The organism is Streptomyces sp. NBC_00019, assembly GCF_045041015.1.
GTDB lineage: Bacteria > Actinomycetota > Actinomycetes > Streptomycetales > Streptomycetaceae > Streptomyces.
Window position 1 is genome coordinate 5,866,611 of sequence record NZ_CP108302.1, and the last position, 14,319, is coordinate 5,880,929.

Genomic DNA, 14,319 nt, shown 5'->3' on the forward strand with positions numbered 1-14,319 from the left:
TGCGTCTTTCAGCCCGTCCGGCGTTTGAGGACGAGGCCCTTCGGGCCGATGGGGGTCCAGGGGGCGGAGCCCCCTGGGACGGGGTCGAAGGGGCGGCAGCCCCTGGGGATGGGAACGGGTAAGGGCGGCGGGGGCGAAAACAGCCCGCCCCGGCGTCAGGCAGCGACCCGGACGACGACGTACACGAAGAGCCCACCCAGCGTCAGACCGCCCGGCACACCGACCACCCGGAACACGGTGTCGCGGACCGGCGACCTCAACCGCCCGCGGAACACCGCGAGCGCACCGCCGGTCAACACGGTGAGACCCCCCAGGGTGACGGTCGACCAGCCGGAGACCGCGGCGGGACCGACCGTTTCCAGCGGACCGGCGGGGAGCACCCGGACGGCCGTAGGCCTCCCCAACGGCAGCCGCGTGTCCACGGAGGCATACCGCAACGGCCGGCGCGCGACGATCAGATTCCCCCCACACGCGACGTAAGGGTTCTTGCCGGTTCTGACCACCGCACAGCTCGTCGCGGTGAACACGGCCCGTTGCCCCACGAGGCCGAGAGCCCCCGCGAGCATGTAGCCGCCCCCGAGGAACGGCAGCAGCCCGAGGACCACGACGAAGAAGCCCGCGGAGAGCCTCCCGGTCCGCGGAGAGCGCGGACGCGCAGGGCGGGCAGGCCCCGCCACCACCCCCTGGTGCGGCGTCTTCTTGCGCGGGCGCCGCCTCTTCTTCGACCCCTTGCCCACCGCACCCTCCCCTGACCGTGGCCGTCCGCCGCGACGATCCTCCTCGGACGGACAGGCACCGCGGGCACGAGCGGAGAGGCTCTCGGCAGATCCTTACCGAGCGCCGCACGGACGACGCCTTCTCCATTGAGGACAGAACCTGACCGCAAGGGTCCGTAACTTCGTAGGTGTCAGGCAGATCCAGCTGACCCCGACGAAAGACGAAAGGCGGCCGGTCATGGTCACTCACGTGCGAGCCGAGGCCCACGGCGACGAGCGCGGCGCACTGCTCTCCTTCCTCGCCGAACAGCGCGGCGGCATCCGCCGGGCCCTGCTCGGACTGACCGACGCACAGGCGTCCGGCAGCCCCAGCGCGAGCGAACTGTCCCTGGCGGGCCTGCTCAAGCACGTCGCCGAGGTCGAACAGGGCTGGGTCGCACGGGCCAAGGGCGAGGTGCCGGCGGTGAAGCGGGACGAGTCGAACTGGCATGAGTGTTTCCTGCTGGTCGACGGCGAGACCGTGGAGCAGCAGCTGGCGTACTGGGAGAAGGTCGCCGACGAGACGGAGGCGTTCGTCCGCGCGGTGCCCAGCCTCGACGACACCTTCGCGCTCCCGAACGACCCCTGGTTCCCGCCGGACGAGTCGGTCTCCATGCGCTGGCTGGTTCTGCACCTGATCCGCGAGACTGCCCGCCACGCGGGCCACGCCGACATCATCCGCGAGTCCCTCGACGGGAAGACGGCCTTCGAGCTGGTGGGACTGGCGCGGAGCTGAAGTCATAACCTGGACGGCATGTCAACGATCCGTCTCCTCGTGCTGGCCGCGGTGCGCCAGCACGGGCGGGCCCACGGCTACCAGGTGCGCAACGACCTGGAGTACTGGGGCGCACACGAGTGGTCCAACGCCAAGCCCGGCTCGATCTACCACGCCCTGAAGCAGATGGCCAAGCAGGGACTGCTGTACGCGCACGAGATCGCACCGTCCACCGCGGGCGGACCACCGCGCACGGAGTACGAGATCACCGAGACCGGCACCGAGGAGTACCTCGGTCTGGTGCGCGAGGCGCTTACCTCGTACGACCAGAAGATGGACATGAAGTCGGCGGCCATCGGCTGCATGGTCGACCTCCCGCGCGCCGAGGCGGTGGCCCTCCTCAAGGAGCGCACCCGGAGGATCGAGGAGTGGCGCTCGGCCGTCACCGAGCACTACATCCCGGAAGAGGGCCCGGGGCAGCTCGGCCACATCGGCGAGATCATGAACCTCTGGGTGCACACGGCCGACGCGGAGGCCGAGTGGACCCAGGGGCTGATCTCCCGGATCGAGGGCGGCGCCTACACCTTCGCGGAGGAGGGCGAGCGGTTCGTCGCGGTGCTCGCCGAGGACCAGGAGAACCCGTACGCGACGGGGGAGCGGCATCCGGAGGATGCTCGCTAATCAAGTTTGACTAATCGATGTCGGGGTATTAGCTTCGAGCTGGTAGTCAAGTTTGACTAGCGAAGGAGTCTCAGTGGCCGACGCGGCGATCACCGTCGAAGGGGCACGCAAGAAGTACGGCGGCGGCACCACCGCAAAGAACGCACTGGACGGCCTCGACCTTGAGGTCGGGCGAGGCACGGTGCACGGAGTGCTCGGGCCGAACGGCGCGGGCAAGACGACCCTGGTCCGCATCCTGGCCACCCTGCTCCGGCCGGACGCGGGCCGTATCGAGGTGGCCGGCCACGACGTCGTACGGCAGGCGCACGAGGTGCGCTTCCGCATCGGCCTGCTCGGCCAGCACGCGGCGCTCGACGAGGAACTCGGCGGCCGGCAGAACCTGGAGATGTTCGGCCGTCTCTACCACCTGGGCGCCCGCCGGGCACGCGCGCGTGCCGACGAGCTCCTGGAGCGCTTCGACCTGGCCGGCACCGGCCGCAAAGCGGTCCGCGCCTACAGCGGAGGCATGCGCCGCCGCCTGGACCTCGCGGCCTCCCTGATCACCGAGCCGGAGGTGCTCTTCCTGGACGAACCCACCACCGGCCTCGACCCGCGCGGCCGGGCCGAGGTGTGGTCCGCGGTCCGCACCCTCGTCGGCGGCGGTACGACGGTCCTGCTGACCACGCAGTACCTGGACGAGGCCGACCAGCTCGCCGACCGCATCTCGGTCGTGGATGCCGGCCGGGTGATCGCCGACGGTACGCCGGACGAACTGAAGGCCCTCACGGGCGGCGACCGCATCGACGTCGTACTGCGCGACGAGGGCCAACTGGGCGCGGCGGTCGCCCTGTTGCCACTGCGTGGGGCGGGCGTCTCGGTCGACCCCGACCGCCGGCTGCTCAGCGCCCCGGTCACCGACCGGATGGCGGCGCTCTCCGGGGTCGTACGGGCTTTGGAGGAGGCCGGGATCGAGGCGGAGGACGTGGCGCTGCGGCGGCCGACGCTGGACGAGGTGTTCCTGCACCTCACGGACGGGGACCGACGAGCGAAGGAGGCCGCATGAGTACGTACGCGCTGACCGATTCCTGGACCATGACCCGGCGTGAACTCGCCCACTGGGCACGGCAGCCGGTGCAGGTCCTGGTCGGACTGGTCTTCCCCGTGATGCTGCTGCTGATGTTCGCGTATCTGGTCGGCGGCGGCCGGGGCGTGAGCGGTGACTACGTCGACTACCTGGTCCCCGGCATGCTCGCGCTCACCATGGCCTTCGGCCTGGAGGGCACGATGCTCTCCGTCACCCAGGACCTCAACAAGGGCGTCATCGACCGGTTCCGCGCGATGCCCATGGCCAACGGGGCGGTGCTGGTGGGGCGTTCGGTGGCCGACATGCTCCAGTCGGCGCTGGGCCTGGCGGTGATGATCGGCGTCGCCTGCGCGCTCGGCTGGCGTGCGCACGGCGGAGTGTCCGGCTTCCTCGGCGCCGTCGGTCTCCTGCTGCTGTTCCGCTTCGCCATGCTCTGGATCGGCATCCACCTGGCGATGGTCGCGGGCAAGCCGGAGATGGTGCAGGCCGTGCAGATCCTGGTCTGGCCGGTGGGCTTCCTGTCCAACGCCTTCGCCACGCCCCAGTCCATGCCGGGCTGGCTGGGCACGGTCGTGGAGTGGAACCCGATGTCCCAGACGGCCACGGCGGTACGGGAGTTGTTCGGCGGGCCGGGCGGTGAGCCGGGGCATGTGTGGGCGGCCGTGGTGTGGCCGGTGGCGCTGGTGGCGGTGTTCTTTCCGTTGGCGGTACGGCGGTTCGGGGCGCTGAGCAAGTAGTCCGGGCGGTCGGCGGGCCGCCCGGAAAGTCGTCGTGAGGAAGTGGGAACCCCGGCGCGGCGAGCGGTGTACCAGAGATGTCGGTGCATCGCGGACCGGGATCGGGGGACGGCATGGAGTGGGTCAGGGGAAGGGCGGCGGTCGTGGTGGCCGTCGTGCTGGGCTTGCTGGCCGTCATGGCGGCGTGTACCCGGACGGACTCGGGCGGGCGGGTCTCCTCTTCTCAGGCAGCGGTGCCCGCCCGTATCCCGTCGGGGACCGGACTGCCCGGAGGCGCGGTCGATGTCGGGTTCGCCGCGGACGGCAGCGGGTTCGCGCTGCTCGCGGAGTGCGGGAAGACCCGGTGCGTGCAGAGGGTCGCCGTGCTGGAGAAGGGCGCCAGGGCCTGGAGGCTGGGGACCTCGCCGCTTCCGGACGTGACGGGTGACCTCGGCATCACCGCCGGACTCGTCGTCCTCGGACCCGGCCGCGCGCTGATCACCGAGGGCAAGTGGCCGCCGCCGGAGCGCACTTGGTTCACCGGCGACGCGGGGGGCAGCTGGCGAGAGGCGACCACCGAGCCGACGGGCACCACGACGACGGTCCCCGAGGGCGGGGCCCTGGTCGAGAACTGCTCACGGCCCGACGAGGAGGGCAACGGATGCGCCCGGTCCCGTCTGGTGGCGGTGATGCCCGCCACGGGGGAGTACCGGATTCTGGCCCACCAGCCTCCGCTGAAGGGGGTCGTGATCCCGGCGGGCCACATCGGCGCTCGGCTCTACACCTACGGGCTCGACCCGCGCTCCGGCAACCCCGCACTCGCCGTGAGCGAGGACCGGGGCAAGAGCTGGCGTACGTCCGCGATGCCCGCCGGGCCGAAGGGCTGGAGCATGACCGTGGTGACCGACGGCTCCGTGCTCTACGCCACCCACCACGGCCAGCTGCCCGACGAGGACGACGTGAAGAACGGCCTGCTCGCGATCGGCCGCAGCACCGACGGCGGCCACACCTGGGAGCAGGTCTGGAAGCACCGCAAGGGAGCCGAGCCCCGCTCGATCCTCGGCGCCCCGATCGCCGCCGGCGACGGCAGCCTCACGATCCACGGTGAGGACGGCGTCTGGCGCAGTACCGATGACGGCCGTTCCTTCAGCCGCTCCGGAGGCCGGGGACCGCAGGGCTGGGTGACCACGACCCCGCTCGGCTATCTGTGGGGCGACAGCTTCGGCGCCGGGAGGTACCGCATATCCGCCGACGGGGTCCACTGGACGACCTTCGACCTGGGCGACGGAACCTGACCGGCTCAGTGGTGGAACCCGGTCGCCGCCTCCTTGTCCCGGGTCAGCGGATGCGACTGGCGGCGCAGCTCCGGCAGCAGCCGGCTCAGGTCCTCCACGAACAGCTCGGCGAGATCGGCCGAGAAGCCGTTGCGGCACACCACCCGCAGCACGGACAGGTCCTCCCGGCTCGGCGGGAAGGTGTACGCCGGGACCAGCCAGCCGCTCTCCCGCAGCCGCCGGGACACGTCGAAGACGTCGTACGCCGTCACGTCGTGGCCGGTGGTGAAGGCGAAGACCGGCAGCTGGTCGCCCCGGGTCAGCAGCCGGAAGTCGCCGAGCGCCTCCACCCGTTCGGCGAGGCGCAGGGCCACGTCCCGAGTGGACTGCTGCACGGCCCGGTAGCCCTCGCGGCCCAGCCGCAGAAAGGTGTAGTACTGCGCGACGACCTGGGCGCCGGGCCGGGAGAAGTTGAGGGCGAAGGTCGGCATGTCGCCGCCCAGGTAGTTGACGCGGAAGATGAGTTCCTCGGGCAGGGCCTCCTTGTCGCGCCACAGTGCCCAGCCGACGCCCGGGTAGACGAGCCCGTACTTGTGCCCCGAGGTGTTGATGGAGGCGACCCTCGGCAGCCGGAAGTCCCAGGCCAGTTCCGGGTCGAGGAAGGGAGCGACCATGGCGCCGGACGCGCCGTCGACGTGCACGGGGATGTCGAGGCCGGTCCGTTCCTGGAGTTCGTCGAGCACGGCGCAGAGCTCGGCGATCGGCTCGTAGGAGCCGTCGAAGGTGGAGCCGAGGATGCCGACGACCCCGATGGTGTTCTCGTCGCACAGTGCGGCGGCGGCCTGCGGGTCGAGGTGGAAGCGGTCGCCCTCCATGGGGACGAGGCGGGGCTCCACCTCCCAGAAGTTGCAGAACTTGTCCCAGCAGACCTGGACGTTGATCCCCATGACGAGATTGGGCCGGGCATCGGGCGTGGGGTTCCGCTTGCTCCACCGCCGTTTGAACGCCATCCCGGCGAGCATGCACGCCTCGCTGGAGCCGGTCGTCGAACAGCCCACGGCGGCCGATGGATCGGGGGCGTTCCACAGGTCGGCGAGCATCGCCACACAGCGCCGCTCCAGTTCGGCGGTGCGCGGGTACTCATCCTTGTCGATCATGTTCTTGTCCCGGCACTCGGCCATCAGGACCCCGGCCTGCGGCTCCATCCAGGTGGTGACGAAGGTGGCGAGGTTGAGCCGGGAGTTGCCGTCCAGCATCAGTTCGTCGTGGACGAGCTGGTACGCGGTCGAGGGCGGCAGGGGAGCATCCGGGAGCCGGTGCTTGGGCGGGGCCTCGGTCATACCGGCGACCGGGTTCGCCTCGCCGAAGAAGGGGTTGACGGACAGATGGCGCTCGTCGGGCGTTTCGGGGCCTTGGTGCAGCGGCATCGATCGACTCCTCAGGGGTGGGATTCAGCGGACCGGGGTTCCGTCTGCGCGCAGTTGCATCTGGGGGCGGCCGGTCACCAGCAGCCAAGCCGGGGCAGTCGGATTAGCGGAATGTATTCGAGTTGTGGCAGAGTGTCACGTACACGCCCGGCGCCCAGGCGACGTCGGGCACCCTCCTTGGTGGGGTCGCGAGACCTTGCCGACCAGTGTCCGGAGGGACGTGTCACGCGGGCTGACGGCTCTTGCCGGTCAATACCAGGGCACGAAGGCGACCGGTCCGCCCCTGAGGAACGCTCAGGTTTGCCAGGCCGGTCAGAGACGCTCACCCAGCCCTGCCGGGTGATCGCGAGGAGCTGGCACCGGAGCCCGCCGACCCGTTGTCGGGATCCGGTGCCAGCTCCCCGACCTCGTCCAACCTCTCGGCGCGCCGGATGGCCGCCCAGTGACTCCGAGTTGCGGGGTGTGCCCGCCCACCGGTAGTGCCACCATCGGATGCCTCGGCCGCGCGAACGCGCCGTGGACGTACGGGAAGGCGTACGCGGCGCACATGCCGAGCAGCGCGGCGGCGGACGCGATCACCAGCACCGCCAGCAGATCGCCCCAGCCGGGCCGCCCGAGCGCGGGCAGATGCAGATCGAAGGTCGGATGGGCCACCAGGGCGGTCGTCACGGCGCCCGCGGCGGCGGCGGCGAGCGGCGCGAAGACGTTGTCCCACAGCGCCCCCTTGAGCTGCCGCCCCGCCAGCGCCTCGGAGATGAGGAGCGCCGCCGCCACCGGGGTGCCGAACAGCGCGCCGATCGTCGCCGCCTCCGCCAGCGCCGCCCACAGTCCGCCCGGCACCCGGGGGAGCAGCCGGCGGCCCAGCCAGAAGGCGAGCGCGACGTTCACGGCGATGATCGGGTTCTCGGGTCCGAGGCTGGGTCCGCCCGCGAGCATCAGCGCGGTCGCCAGCAGCAGCCCGGGCAAGCACGGCGGGCGGCAGGACGGGAGCGTCCAGGCCCATGGTGGCCGGGTCGGGGCCGGCGTGCCCCGGCACCTTCCACACCACGAGGCCGACCACCACACCGGTGGCGGTGAGCATGACCATCGTCCACAGCACGGAGTACCGGCCGACCCCCAGGGCGTCGGGCAGGTTCCGCCACAGCACGTGCTGGAGCGCCTCGGCCGCGGCGCTCACTCCGAGAAGGAGCAGACTCGCGCCCACGCCCACGACGAGAGCGGGGAGGATCAAGGGCAACAGGGCGCGAGCCGGGGCTGCCGTTGCCTGCTGCGCGGTGTCCTGGGCCACGGGCTCACGATAAACGGACAAAACCGGCGCGACATCCGAAGGGCCCGACACGGGACCCGCAGCGGAACGGGCTTGCACCTCACGTGGCGTGAGGCCTCAGCGTGGAGGACGTACCGAGAAGGGAGCGGACGAAGTGAGCTATTCCGTGGGACAGGTCGCCGGTTTCGCCGGAGTGACGGTGCGCACGCTGCACCACTACGACGACATCGGACTGCTCGCACCCAGCGAGCGCAGCCACGCGGGCCACCGGCGCTACAGCGACGCCGACCTCGACCGGCTGCAGCAGATCCTGTTCTACCGGGAGCTCGGCTTCCCGCTCGACGAGGTCGCCGCCCTGCTCGACGATCCGGCCGCGGACCCGCGCGCCCACCTGCGCCGCCAGCACGAGCTGCTGACCGCCCGGATCGAGAAGCTGCGGAAGATGGCGGCGGCCGTGGAGCAGGCCATGGAGGCACGGAAGATGGGCATCAACCTCACACCCGAGGAGCGGTTCGAGGTCTTCGGCGACAAGGACCCGGAGCAGCACGCCGAGGAGGCGGAGGAGCGCTGGGGCGGCACGGAGGCGTACGCCGAGTCACAGCGCCGCGCCGCGGGCTACACCAAGGACGACTGGAAACGCATGCAGGCCGAAGTGGCCGACTGGAGCGAGCGCTACAGCGGCCTGATGGCAGCCGGTGACCCGCCGGCGTCCGAGGCGGCCATGGACATGGCCGAGGAGCACCGGCAGCACATCTGCGGCTGGTTCTACGAGTGCCCGTACGACATGCACCGGTCCCTGGGCGAGATGTACGTGTCCGACGAGCGCTTCAAGGCGTTCTACGACTCCATGCGCCCCGGTCTCGCCGAGCACCTGAGGGCCGCGATCGACGCGAACGCGGCCCGGCACAGCTCCTGAGGTCCCGGCCCGGGAGGAAGGGGGCTACTCCCGGGTCAGGATCACAGCCGTCCCGTACGCGCACACCTCGGTGCCGACGTCCGCCGCCTCGGTCACGTCGAAGCGGAACATCAGCACCCCGTTCGCACCACGCGAGCGTGCCTGCTCGACGAGCCGTTCCATGGCCTGGTTGCGGGTCTGCACGAGCGTCTTGGTGAGCCCCTTGAGCTCACCGCCGACCATCGACTTCAGCCCCGCCCCGATCTGGCTCCCGAGATGCCGGGACCGGACAGTCAACCCGAACACCTCACCAAGTACCTCCTGCACCCGGTAGCCGGGTGCGTCGTTCGTGGTCACGACCAGCACGTCCGGCTGGGGTCCCTGACCGCCGCCGTAGTCTTCGATACCCATGCCCCACAGCTTTGTCCCGGCGGGCGCACAGTGCATCCTGGGAGACCGCATGGAACCTGGGTTGTGACGGCTGCGTTGATACTTTTGGGCAGCCAGCCCCAGCCCGTCTCCCAGTACCAGGAGCCACAGACCCGTGACCACGCTCGCGCTCGCCCCCGAGTGGCTCAGTCCGAACTATCTGATCGAGACGTTCAGCCTGCCAGGCATTCTGCTGATCGTCTTCGCCGAGTCGGGTCTGTTCGCGTTCCTGCCCGGCGACTCGCTGCTGTTCACGGCGGGTCTCTTCGTGGCCCAGGGCGAGTACATCAGCCAGCCGCTGTGGCTGGTCTGCTTCCTGATCGTGGTGGCGGCCGTCGTCGGTGACCAGGTCGGCTACATGATCGGAAAGTTCTTCGGGCCGAAGCTCTTCAACCGCCCCAACTCCAAGCTCTTCAAGCAGGAGAACCTGGACAAGGCCCACGAGTTCATGGAGAAGTACGGCCCCAAGGCGATCGTCCTGGCCCGCTTCGTGCCGATCGTGCGCACCTTCGCCCCCATCGTGGCGGGCGCCGGCCGTATGAAGTACCGCACGTTCCTCACGTACAACGTCATCGGTGGTGTCGCCTGGGGCACCGGCGTCACCCTCGCGGGTTACTGGCTCGGTCAGATCGACGTCATCCACAAGAACGTCGAGGCGATCCTTGTCCTCATCGTCTTCGTCTCGGTCGTCCCGATCATCATCGAGTACCTCCGCGAGCGCTCCAAGAAGAAGAAGGCGGCAGCCGAGGCCCCGGCCCCCCAGGCCTACCAGCCCCCGCCCATGGACGACGCGACGACCCAGCTCCGCCGCATCCCGTCGGACGACGAGCAGCACCAGCAGCAGTACGGCAACCAGAACGACCAGGGCTACGGGCAGCAGGGCCACCAAGGCCAGCAGGGCCAACAGCAGTACGGCTACGACCAGTACTACGCCCCGCAGCCCCAGCAACAGCAGCAGCCGTACGCCCAGCAGTACCCCCAGGGATACGGCGACCAGCAGCAGTACGGCGGCCGGCAGAACCAGCAGTACCCGCCCAACCAGGGCTACTGAAGCGCCCCTCCAGAGGCGCACACCCGGCTACCGGGCGCTCAGAACCCACGCGTCCGCTTCGCCGCCCTGCGCCCCGAAGCGGATCCACCCGGAACGCGCAGAAACAGCCGCGAGATCTCCGACCCGAGGTTGACCCCGATGGCGATGGCCATGGCGAGTGACGCCGCCGTGGCCAGCGACACCAACCCCTTGTCCACATCGTTCTGCGCGATGGACAACAGCCCGAAGTACGTGGCGGAACCCGGCAGAAGAGGCCCGATCGCGGCCGTCGTATAGGGCAACGCCGAAGCGAACCGATACCGCGACAGCATCTGCCCGAACAACCCCACCAGCCCCGCCGCCACCGCCGTGGAGGCGACCGGGGAGATCTCGCCGACGTAGCGCATCGCGCCGTACACCGACCACGCGACCCCACCGTTCAGCGTCACCGCCAGCACGGTCGAGCGCTCCTGCTGCAGCAGCACCGCGAACGTCAGCGACAGCAGCATCGCCGCCCCGATCTGCCACAGTGGCCGCTCCTCGATGATCAGGCCGACGTCGGGGTTCAGCTCGGCGCCCAGCTTCACCCCGAAGTAGAGGATGATCAGCACCCCCACGACGATGCCGACGAAGAAGTACATCACCTCCAGCAGCCGCGCCGACGCGGTGATGTAGAAGCCGGTCAGCCCGTCCTGCACGCCTGCCACCAGCGCCCGCCCCGGCAGCAGCGCGAACAGCCCACCGGTGATGACCGCGGAGGCCTTCACATCGATGTCGGCCAGCGTCAGCGCGATCCCTATGGCGGCCGGCGGCATCGCGGCCACCGTGAACTGGTAGAACTCCGGCAGCCCACGCCCCGCGCACAGCCACGCCAGCCGGTCGCCGAGCATCGCGCCCAGCGCGGCCGCGACGAACACGATCAGATCACCGCCGACGAGCACCGAGGCCGCACCGGCGAGCAGCCCGCTCGCCCCGGTCAGCACCCAGCCCGGGTAGGGGTGCCGGTTGCGGCGGATCTCGGCGAGCCGCCGGTAGGACTCCTCAAGGGAGATCGTTGTCTCGGGGTCGCTGAGGTCGTCCACCAGGTGGAAGACGGCCGCGAGTCGCGTGTAGTCGGTGCCGCGCCGCCGTACCGTCCGGGACGCGGTGACCGGATCGTCGACCAGCGACGGCTGGTACGAGATCGACAGCAGGGTGAAGGTGACGTTCGGCTCGCAGCGGTCGAGGCCGTACGACCGGCAGACGGCGAACATCGCCGCCTCCACGTCCTCCGCGCCCTCACCGCCCGCGAGCAGCAGCTCGCCGATACGCAGCGTCATGTCGAGCACGCGCGGGACGGCCGGCCCCTCTTCCTCGGCCTTGGGCGCCGACTCCGGAGCGGGCCGCTCGGCCACCGGCATCCGCAGCATCGTGCGCATCCGGTCCTGCCAGGGCAGGTCCTTGGTCAGACTCACCACCGGTATGCCGGTCGCCGGGGTGAACGCGGGCGCCTGCTTGGCGCTGTAGGTGCGCGGCGTGTTGAACGCCGACCCCTCGGGCTCGGCCGAGGGCACCTGCGGGGCGTCCAGACCGTCGGGGACGGCGAACTCGCTCGTCGTCTCCGGTTCCGTGCCGCCTCTGGGCACGGCGAGCCCCTGGGGGATCGCGAACTCGGACGTGATCTCGGGGTCGTAGACACCCCTCGCCTCGTCCGACTGCGGCTTGCGGTCCTCCGCTTCGGTCACTCACAGCTCCTGTGTACGCACCTCCGGTTCGCACCAGTATGCGCACAGACACACAGCGGGCCGCACGCGTGTGCGTGCGGCCCGCTGGACATCAGGAGGCTCAGTGGCCGCCGGACTCCTTGAAGCGCTTGTACGACCGCTCGATCTCGACCTCGGCGTCGACCCGGCCGACCCAGTTGGCGCCCTCTACGGACTTGCCGGGCTCCAGGTCCTTGTAGACCTCGAAGAAGTGCTGGATCTCCAGGCGGTCGAACTCGGAGACGTGGTGGATGTCACGCAGGTGCTCCTGGCGCGGATCCGTCGCCGGCACGCACAGCAGCTTGTCGTCGCCGCCGGCCTCGTCCGTCATCCGGAACATGCCGATCGCGCGGCACTTGATGAGGCAGCCCGGGAACGTCGGCTCGTCAAGAATGACCAGCGCGTCCAGCGGGTCGCCGTCCTCGCCGAGGGTGTTCTCGACGAATCCGTAGTCGGTCGGGTAGGCGGTCGAGGTGAAGAGTCGACGGTCCAGGCGGATCCGACCGGTCTCGTGGTCCACCTCGTACTTGTTCCGCGAACCCTTCGGAATCTCGATCGTGACGTCGAACTCCACCGGTGGCTCCTCCATGATCAACACATAGTTCTGGTGATTAAGTGTCCCTCACGCAGGTGTGTGATCGCGAAAGGGGCTGGTGGTCGTGCCTGAACTGAGGCTTTGGCGGGCCGCGAGACCGCATGTGGCGCGGGTCGCGAACGCCGTTCGACCCCGTCTGGCACAGGCCGCGACCGCCGCGAAACCACGGGTCACGCAACTCGGCCGAACCATGTCGGTGCAGGTCACAAAGGTGCCGACCTGGCATTACACGGCCGGAGCCGCCACCGCGGGACTGGCACTGGCCGCCGTCGTGGTGACGGCCGCCGGCCCCTGGGACTCCTCCGGCCAGCGTACGGCCGAGCGGGACCGGGCCGCCGCCCAGGAGCACACGGGTGGCGCAGATCACGATCGCGATTCTGGTACGACGGAAAGGGCGCCCGAGCCCGCCCCCAGCGCCGCCTCCGTCCTCACCGGCCTCGGCGGCGCCGGCAGCACGGTGAAGTCGGCGCCGAACGGACCGGCCCTCGCGGATGTGCTGGGCCCGCTCCTGAAGGACGCGGCGCTCGGCAGCAGCCGTGCGGCCGAGGTCGTCGACATCGCCACCGGCAAGCAGCTCTACGGCACCGGTGTGGGCACCGCCCTCACCCCCGCCTCCACGACGAAGATCGCCACCGCGGTGGCCGCCCTGTCCTCGATGGGCGCCGACCACCGCCTCACCACGCGCGCGGACCTGGAACCCGACACCAGGGAACTCGTCCTCGTCGGCGGCGGCGACCCCACCCTGACGGCCCGCGAGGACGCCGACGGCGCGGCGAGCCTGCGCGACCTGGCCACCAGGACCGCCGAGGCGCTGAAGAAGGACGACGTACGGAAGGTCACGCTCTCGTACGACACGACCCTGTACGCAGGCTCCGGGATCCACCCGATCGGCGCCGACAACGACAACCTCGCCCCGGTCAGCGCCCTGATGGCCGACGAGGGCCGCACGGACGACAGCACCAGCGGCACGGCGGTCCGGGCGGAGAACCCCGCGCAGGACGCGGCCCGCAAGTTCGCCGGCTTCCTGGAGGAGGCCGGGATCAGGACCACGTCCCCCGGCCCCTCCAAGGCGACGAGCCGCGCGAAGACGCTTGCCGAGGTTTCCTCCCCGCCCCTGTCCGCCCTGGTCGAGCGCATGCTGACCAACAGCGACAACGACATCGCGGAGGCCCTGGCCCGCCAGACGGCCGTGGCGGCGAAGGTACGCGCCGACTTCGAGGGCGGTGGCGAGGCGATCCGGGCGCAGCTGAAGAAGCTCGAACTCCCGGTGTCCGGCGTCTCCTTCAAGGACGGCAGCGGCCTGAACCGCGAGGACAGGCTGACGGCGGACCTGCTGACAGCGCTCCTGGTGAAGGCGGGCGACCCGGCCCACCCCGAGCTCCGCCCCGTCCTCACCGGCCTTCCGATCGCAGGCTTCACCGGCACCCTGAGCACCCGTTACACGGACGGCGCGGCCGGCGTCGTGCGAGCCAAGACGGGCACGCTGACCGGCGTGAACACGCTGGCGGGAACCGTGGTCGACCAGGACGGCCGCCTGCTGGCGTTCGCCTTCCTCGCGTCGAACACGACGAGCAAGGACGCGGCACAGTCTGCGCTGGACCGCACGGCCACGGCGCTGGCGGCGTGCGGTTGCCGTTGACCGAGGGCGCCGCCACCGCCGTACCGCCGTCTCCGTCGGCACACCCGTCCCGGACGGCCTCACAGCGCCCGCCAGCCGCAACCGACCTCTG

The 14,319-nt window shown here is 70.5% G+C and carries 13 protein-coding genes and 1 pseudogene; 8 read left to right on the top strand and 6 right to left on the bottom strand.

Going from position 1 to position 14,319, the window contains the following annotated elements; genetic code table 11:
* Positions 1-155 precede the first annotated feature (155 nt).
* Positions 156-737 (bottom strand): hypothetical protein, encoded by a 582-nt coding sequence (locus tag OHU89_RS27730; RefSeq protein ID WP_405646749.1) that lies wholly within the window; start codon positions 735-737, stop codon positions 156-158.
* Between the two features lie 217 nt (positions 738-954).
* Here OHU89_RS27730 and OHU89_RS27735 point away from each other — a divergent pair, with 217 nt between their 5' ends.
* From OHU89_RS27735 to OHU89_RS27755, 5 genes are all read left to right on the top strand, one after another.
* Positions 955-1,491, top strand: coding sequence for a DinB family protein (locus OHU89_RS27735; RefSeq protein ID WP_267015260.1), 537 nt, complete (start codon positions 955-957; stop codon positions 1,489-1,491).
* 18 nt (positions 1,492-1,509) lie between these two features.
* Positions 1,510-2,151 (top strand): PadR family transcriptional regulator, encoded by a 642-nt coding sequence (locus OHU89_RS27740; protein ID WP_405646752.1) that lies wholly within the window; start codon positions 1,510-1,512, stop codon positions 2,149-2,151.
* A gap of 73 nt (positions 2,152-2,224) precedes the next feature.
* Positions 2,225-3,193, top strand: coding sequence for an ATP-binding cassette domain-containing protein (locus OHU89_RS27745; protein ID WP_405646754.1), 969 nt, complete (start codon positions 2,225-2,227; stop codon positions 3,191-3,193).
* Positions 3,190-3,951: an ABC transporter permease gene (locus OHU89_RS27750; protein ID WP_266889320.1), complete on the top strand. Its 762-nt coding sequence runs from the start codon at positions 3,190-3,192 to the stop codon at positions 3,949-3,951. The genes OHU89_RS27745 and OHU89_RS27750 overlap by 4 nt, the downstream gene beginning before the upstream one ends.
* A gap of 113 nt (positions 3,952-4,064) precedes the next feature.
* Entirely contained in the window at positions 4,065-5,225 is a 1,161-nt protein-coding gene (locus tag OHU89_RS27755; protein WP_405646756.1) for a WD40/YVTN/BNR-like repeat-containing protein, read from the top strand.
* 5 nt (positions 5,226-5,230) lie between these two features.
* Here OHU89_RS27755 and OHU89_RS27760 read toward each other — a convergent pair whose 3' ends face one another.
* Both OHU89_RS27760 and OHU89_RS27765 read right to left on the bottom strand, forming a co-directional pair.
* The gene (locus OHU89_RS27760; RefSeq protein ID WP_405646758.1) at positions 5,231-6,631 is read right to left on the bottom strand and encodes a glutamate decarboxylase; all 1,401 of its coding nucleotides are present in this window, start codon (positions 6,629-6,631) and stop codon (positions 5,231-5,233) included.
* Between the two features lie 24 nt (positions 6,632-6,655).
* Positions 6,656-7,919: pseudogene (locus OHU89_RS27765) on the bottom strand (ion channel protein).
* Positions 7,920-8,052: 133 nt separating this feature from the next.
* On the opposite strand from OHU89_RS27765, the gene OHU89_RS27770 reads away from it, so the two are divergent.
* Positions 8,053-8,814, top strand: coding sequence for a MerR family transcriptional regulator (locus OHU89_RS27770; RefSeq protein WP_405646760.1), 762 nt, complete (start codon positions 8,053-8,055; stop codon positions 8,812-8,814).
* Positions 8,815-8,838: 24 nt separating this feature from the next.
* Here OHU89_RS27770 and OHU89_RS27775 read toward each other — a convergent pair whose 3' ends face one another.
* The gene (locus OHU89_RS27775; protein ID WP_266889314.1) at positions 8,839-9,204 is read right to left on the bottom strand and encodes a YbjQ family protein; all 366 of its coding nucleotides are present in this window, start codon (positions 9,202-9,204) and stop codon (positions 8,839-8,841) included.
* A gap of 133 nt (positions 9,205-9,337) precedes the next feature.
* On the opposite strand from OHU89_RS27775, the gene OHU89_RS27780 reads away from it, so the two are divergent.
* Positions 9,338-10,273 carry a DedA family protein gene (locus OHU89_RS27780; protein WP_405646762.1) on the top strand — a complete coding sequence of 312 codons (936 nt, stop codon included), beginning with the start codon at positions 9,338-9,340 and terminating at the stop codon, positions 10,271-10,273.
* Between the two features lie 38 nt (positions 10,274-10,311).
* Here the strand turns inward: OHU89_RS27780 and OHU89_RS27785 are convergent, their stop codons facing one another.
* Together OHU89_RS27785 and OHU89_RS27790 are read right to left on the bottom strand one after the other, a co-directional pair.
* Positions 10,312-11,976 carry a threonine/serine exporter ThrE family protein gene (locus OHU89_RS27785; protein WP_405646764.1) on the bottom strand — a complete coding sequence of 555 codons (1,665 nt, stop codon included), beginning with the start codon at positions 11,974-11,976 and terminating at the stop codon, positions 10,312-10,314.
* A 100-nt stretch (positions 11,977-12,076) separates the two neighbouring features.
* Positions 12,077-12,568 carry an inorganic diphosphatase gene (locus OHU89_RS27790; RefSeq protein ID WP_046260371.1) on the bottom strand — a complete coding sequence of 164 codons (492 nt, stop codon included), beginning with the start codon at positions 12,566-12,568 and terminating at the stop codon, positions 12,077-12,079.
* A gap of 79 nt (positions 12,569-12,647) precedes the next feature.
* Between OHU89_RS27790 and dacB the strand changes: the two genes are divergently transcribed.
* Positions 12,648-14,228: a D-alanyl-D-alanine carboxypeptidase/D-alanyl-D-alanine-endopeptidase gene (gene dacB / locus OHU89_RS27795; protein WP_405646767.1), complete on the top strand. Its 1,581-nt coding sequence runs from the start codon at positions 12,648-12,650 to the stop codon at positions 14,226-14,228.
* Positions 14,229-14,319: the final 91 nt, after the last annotated feature.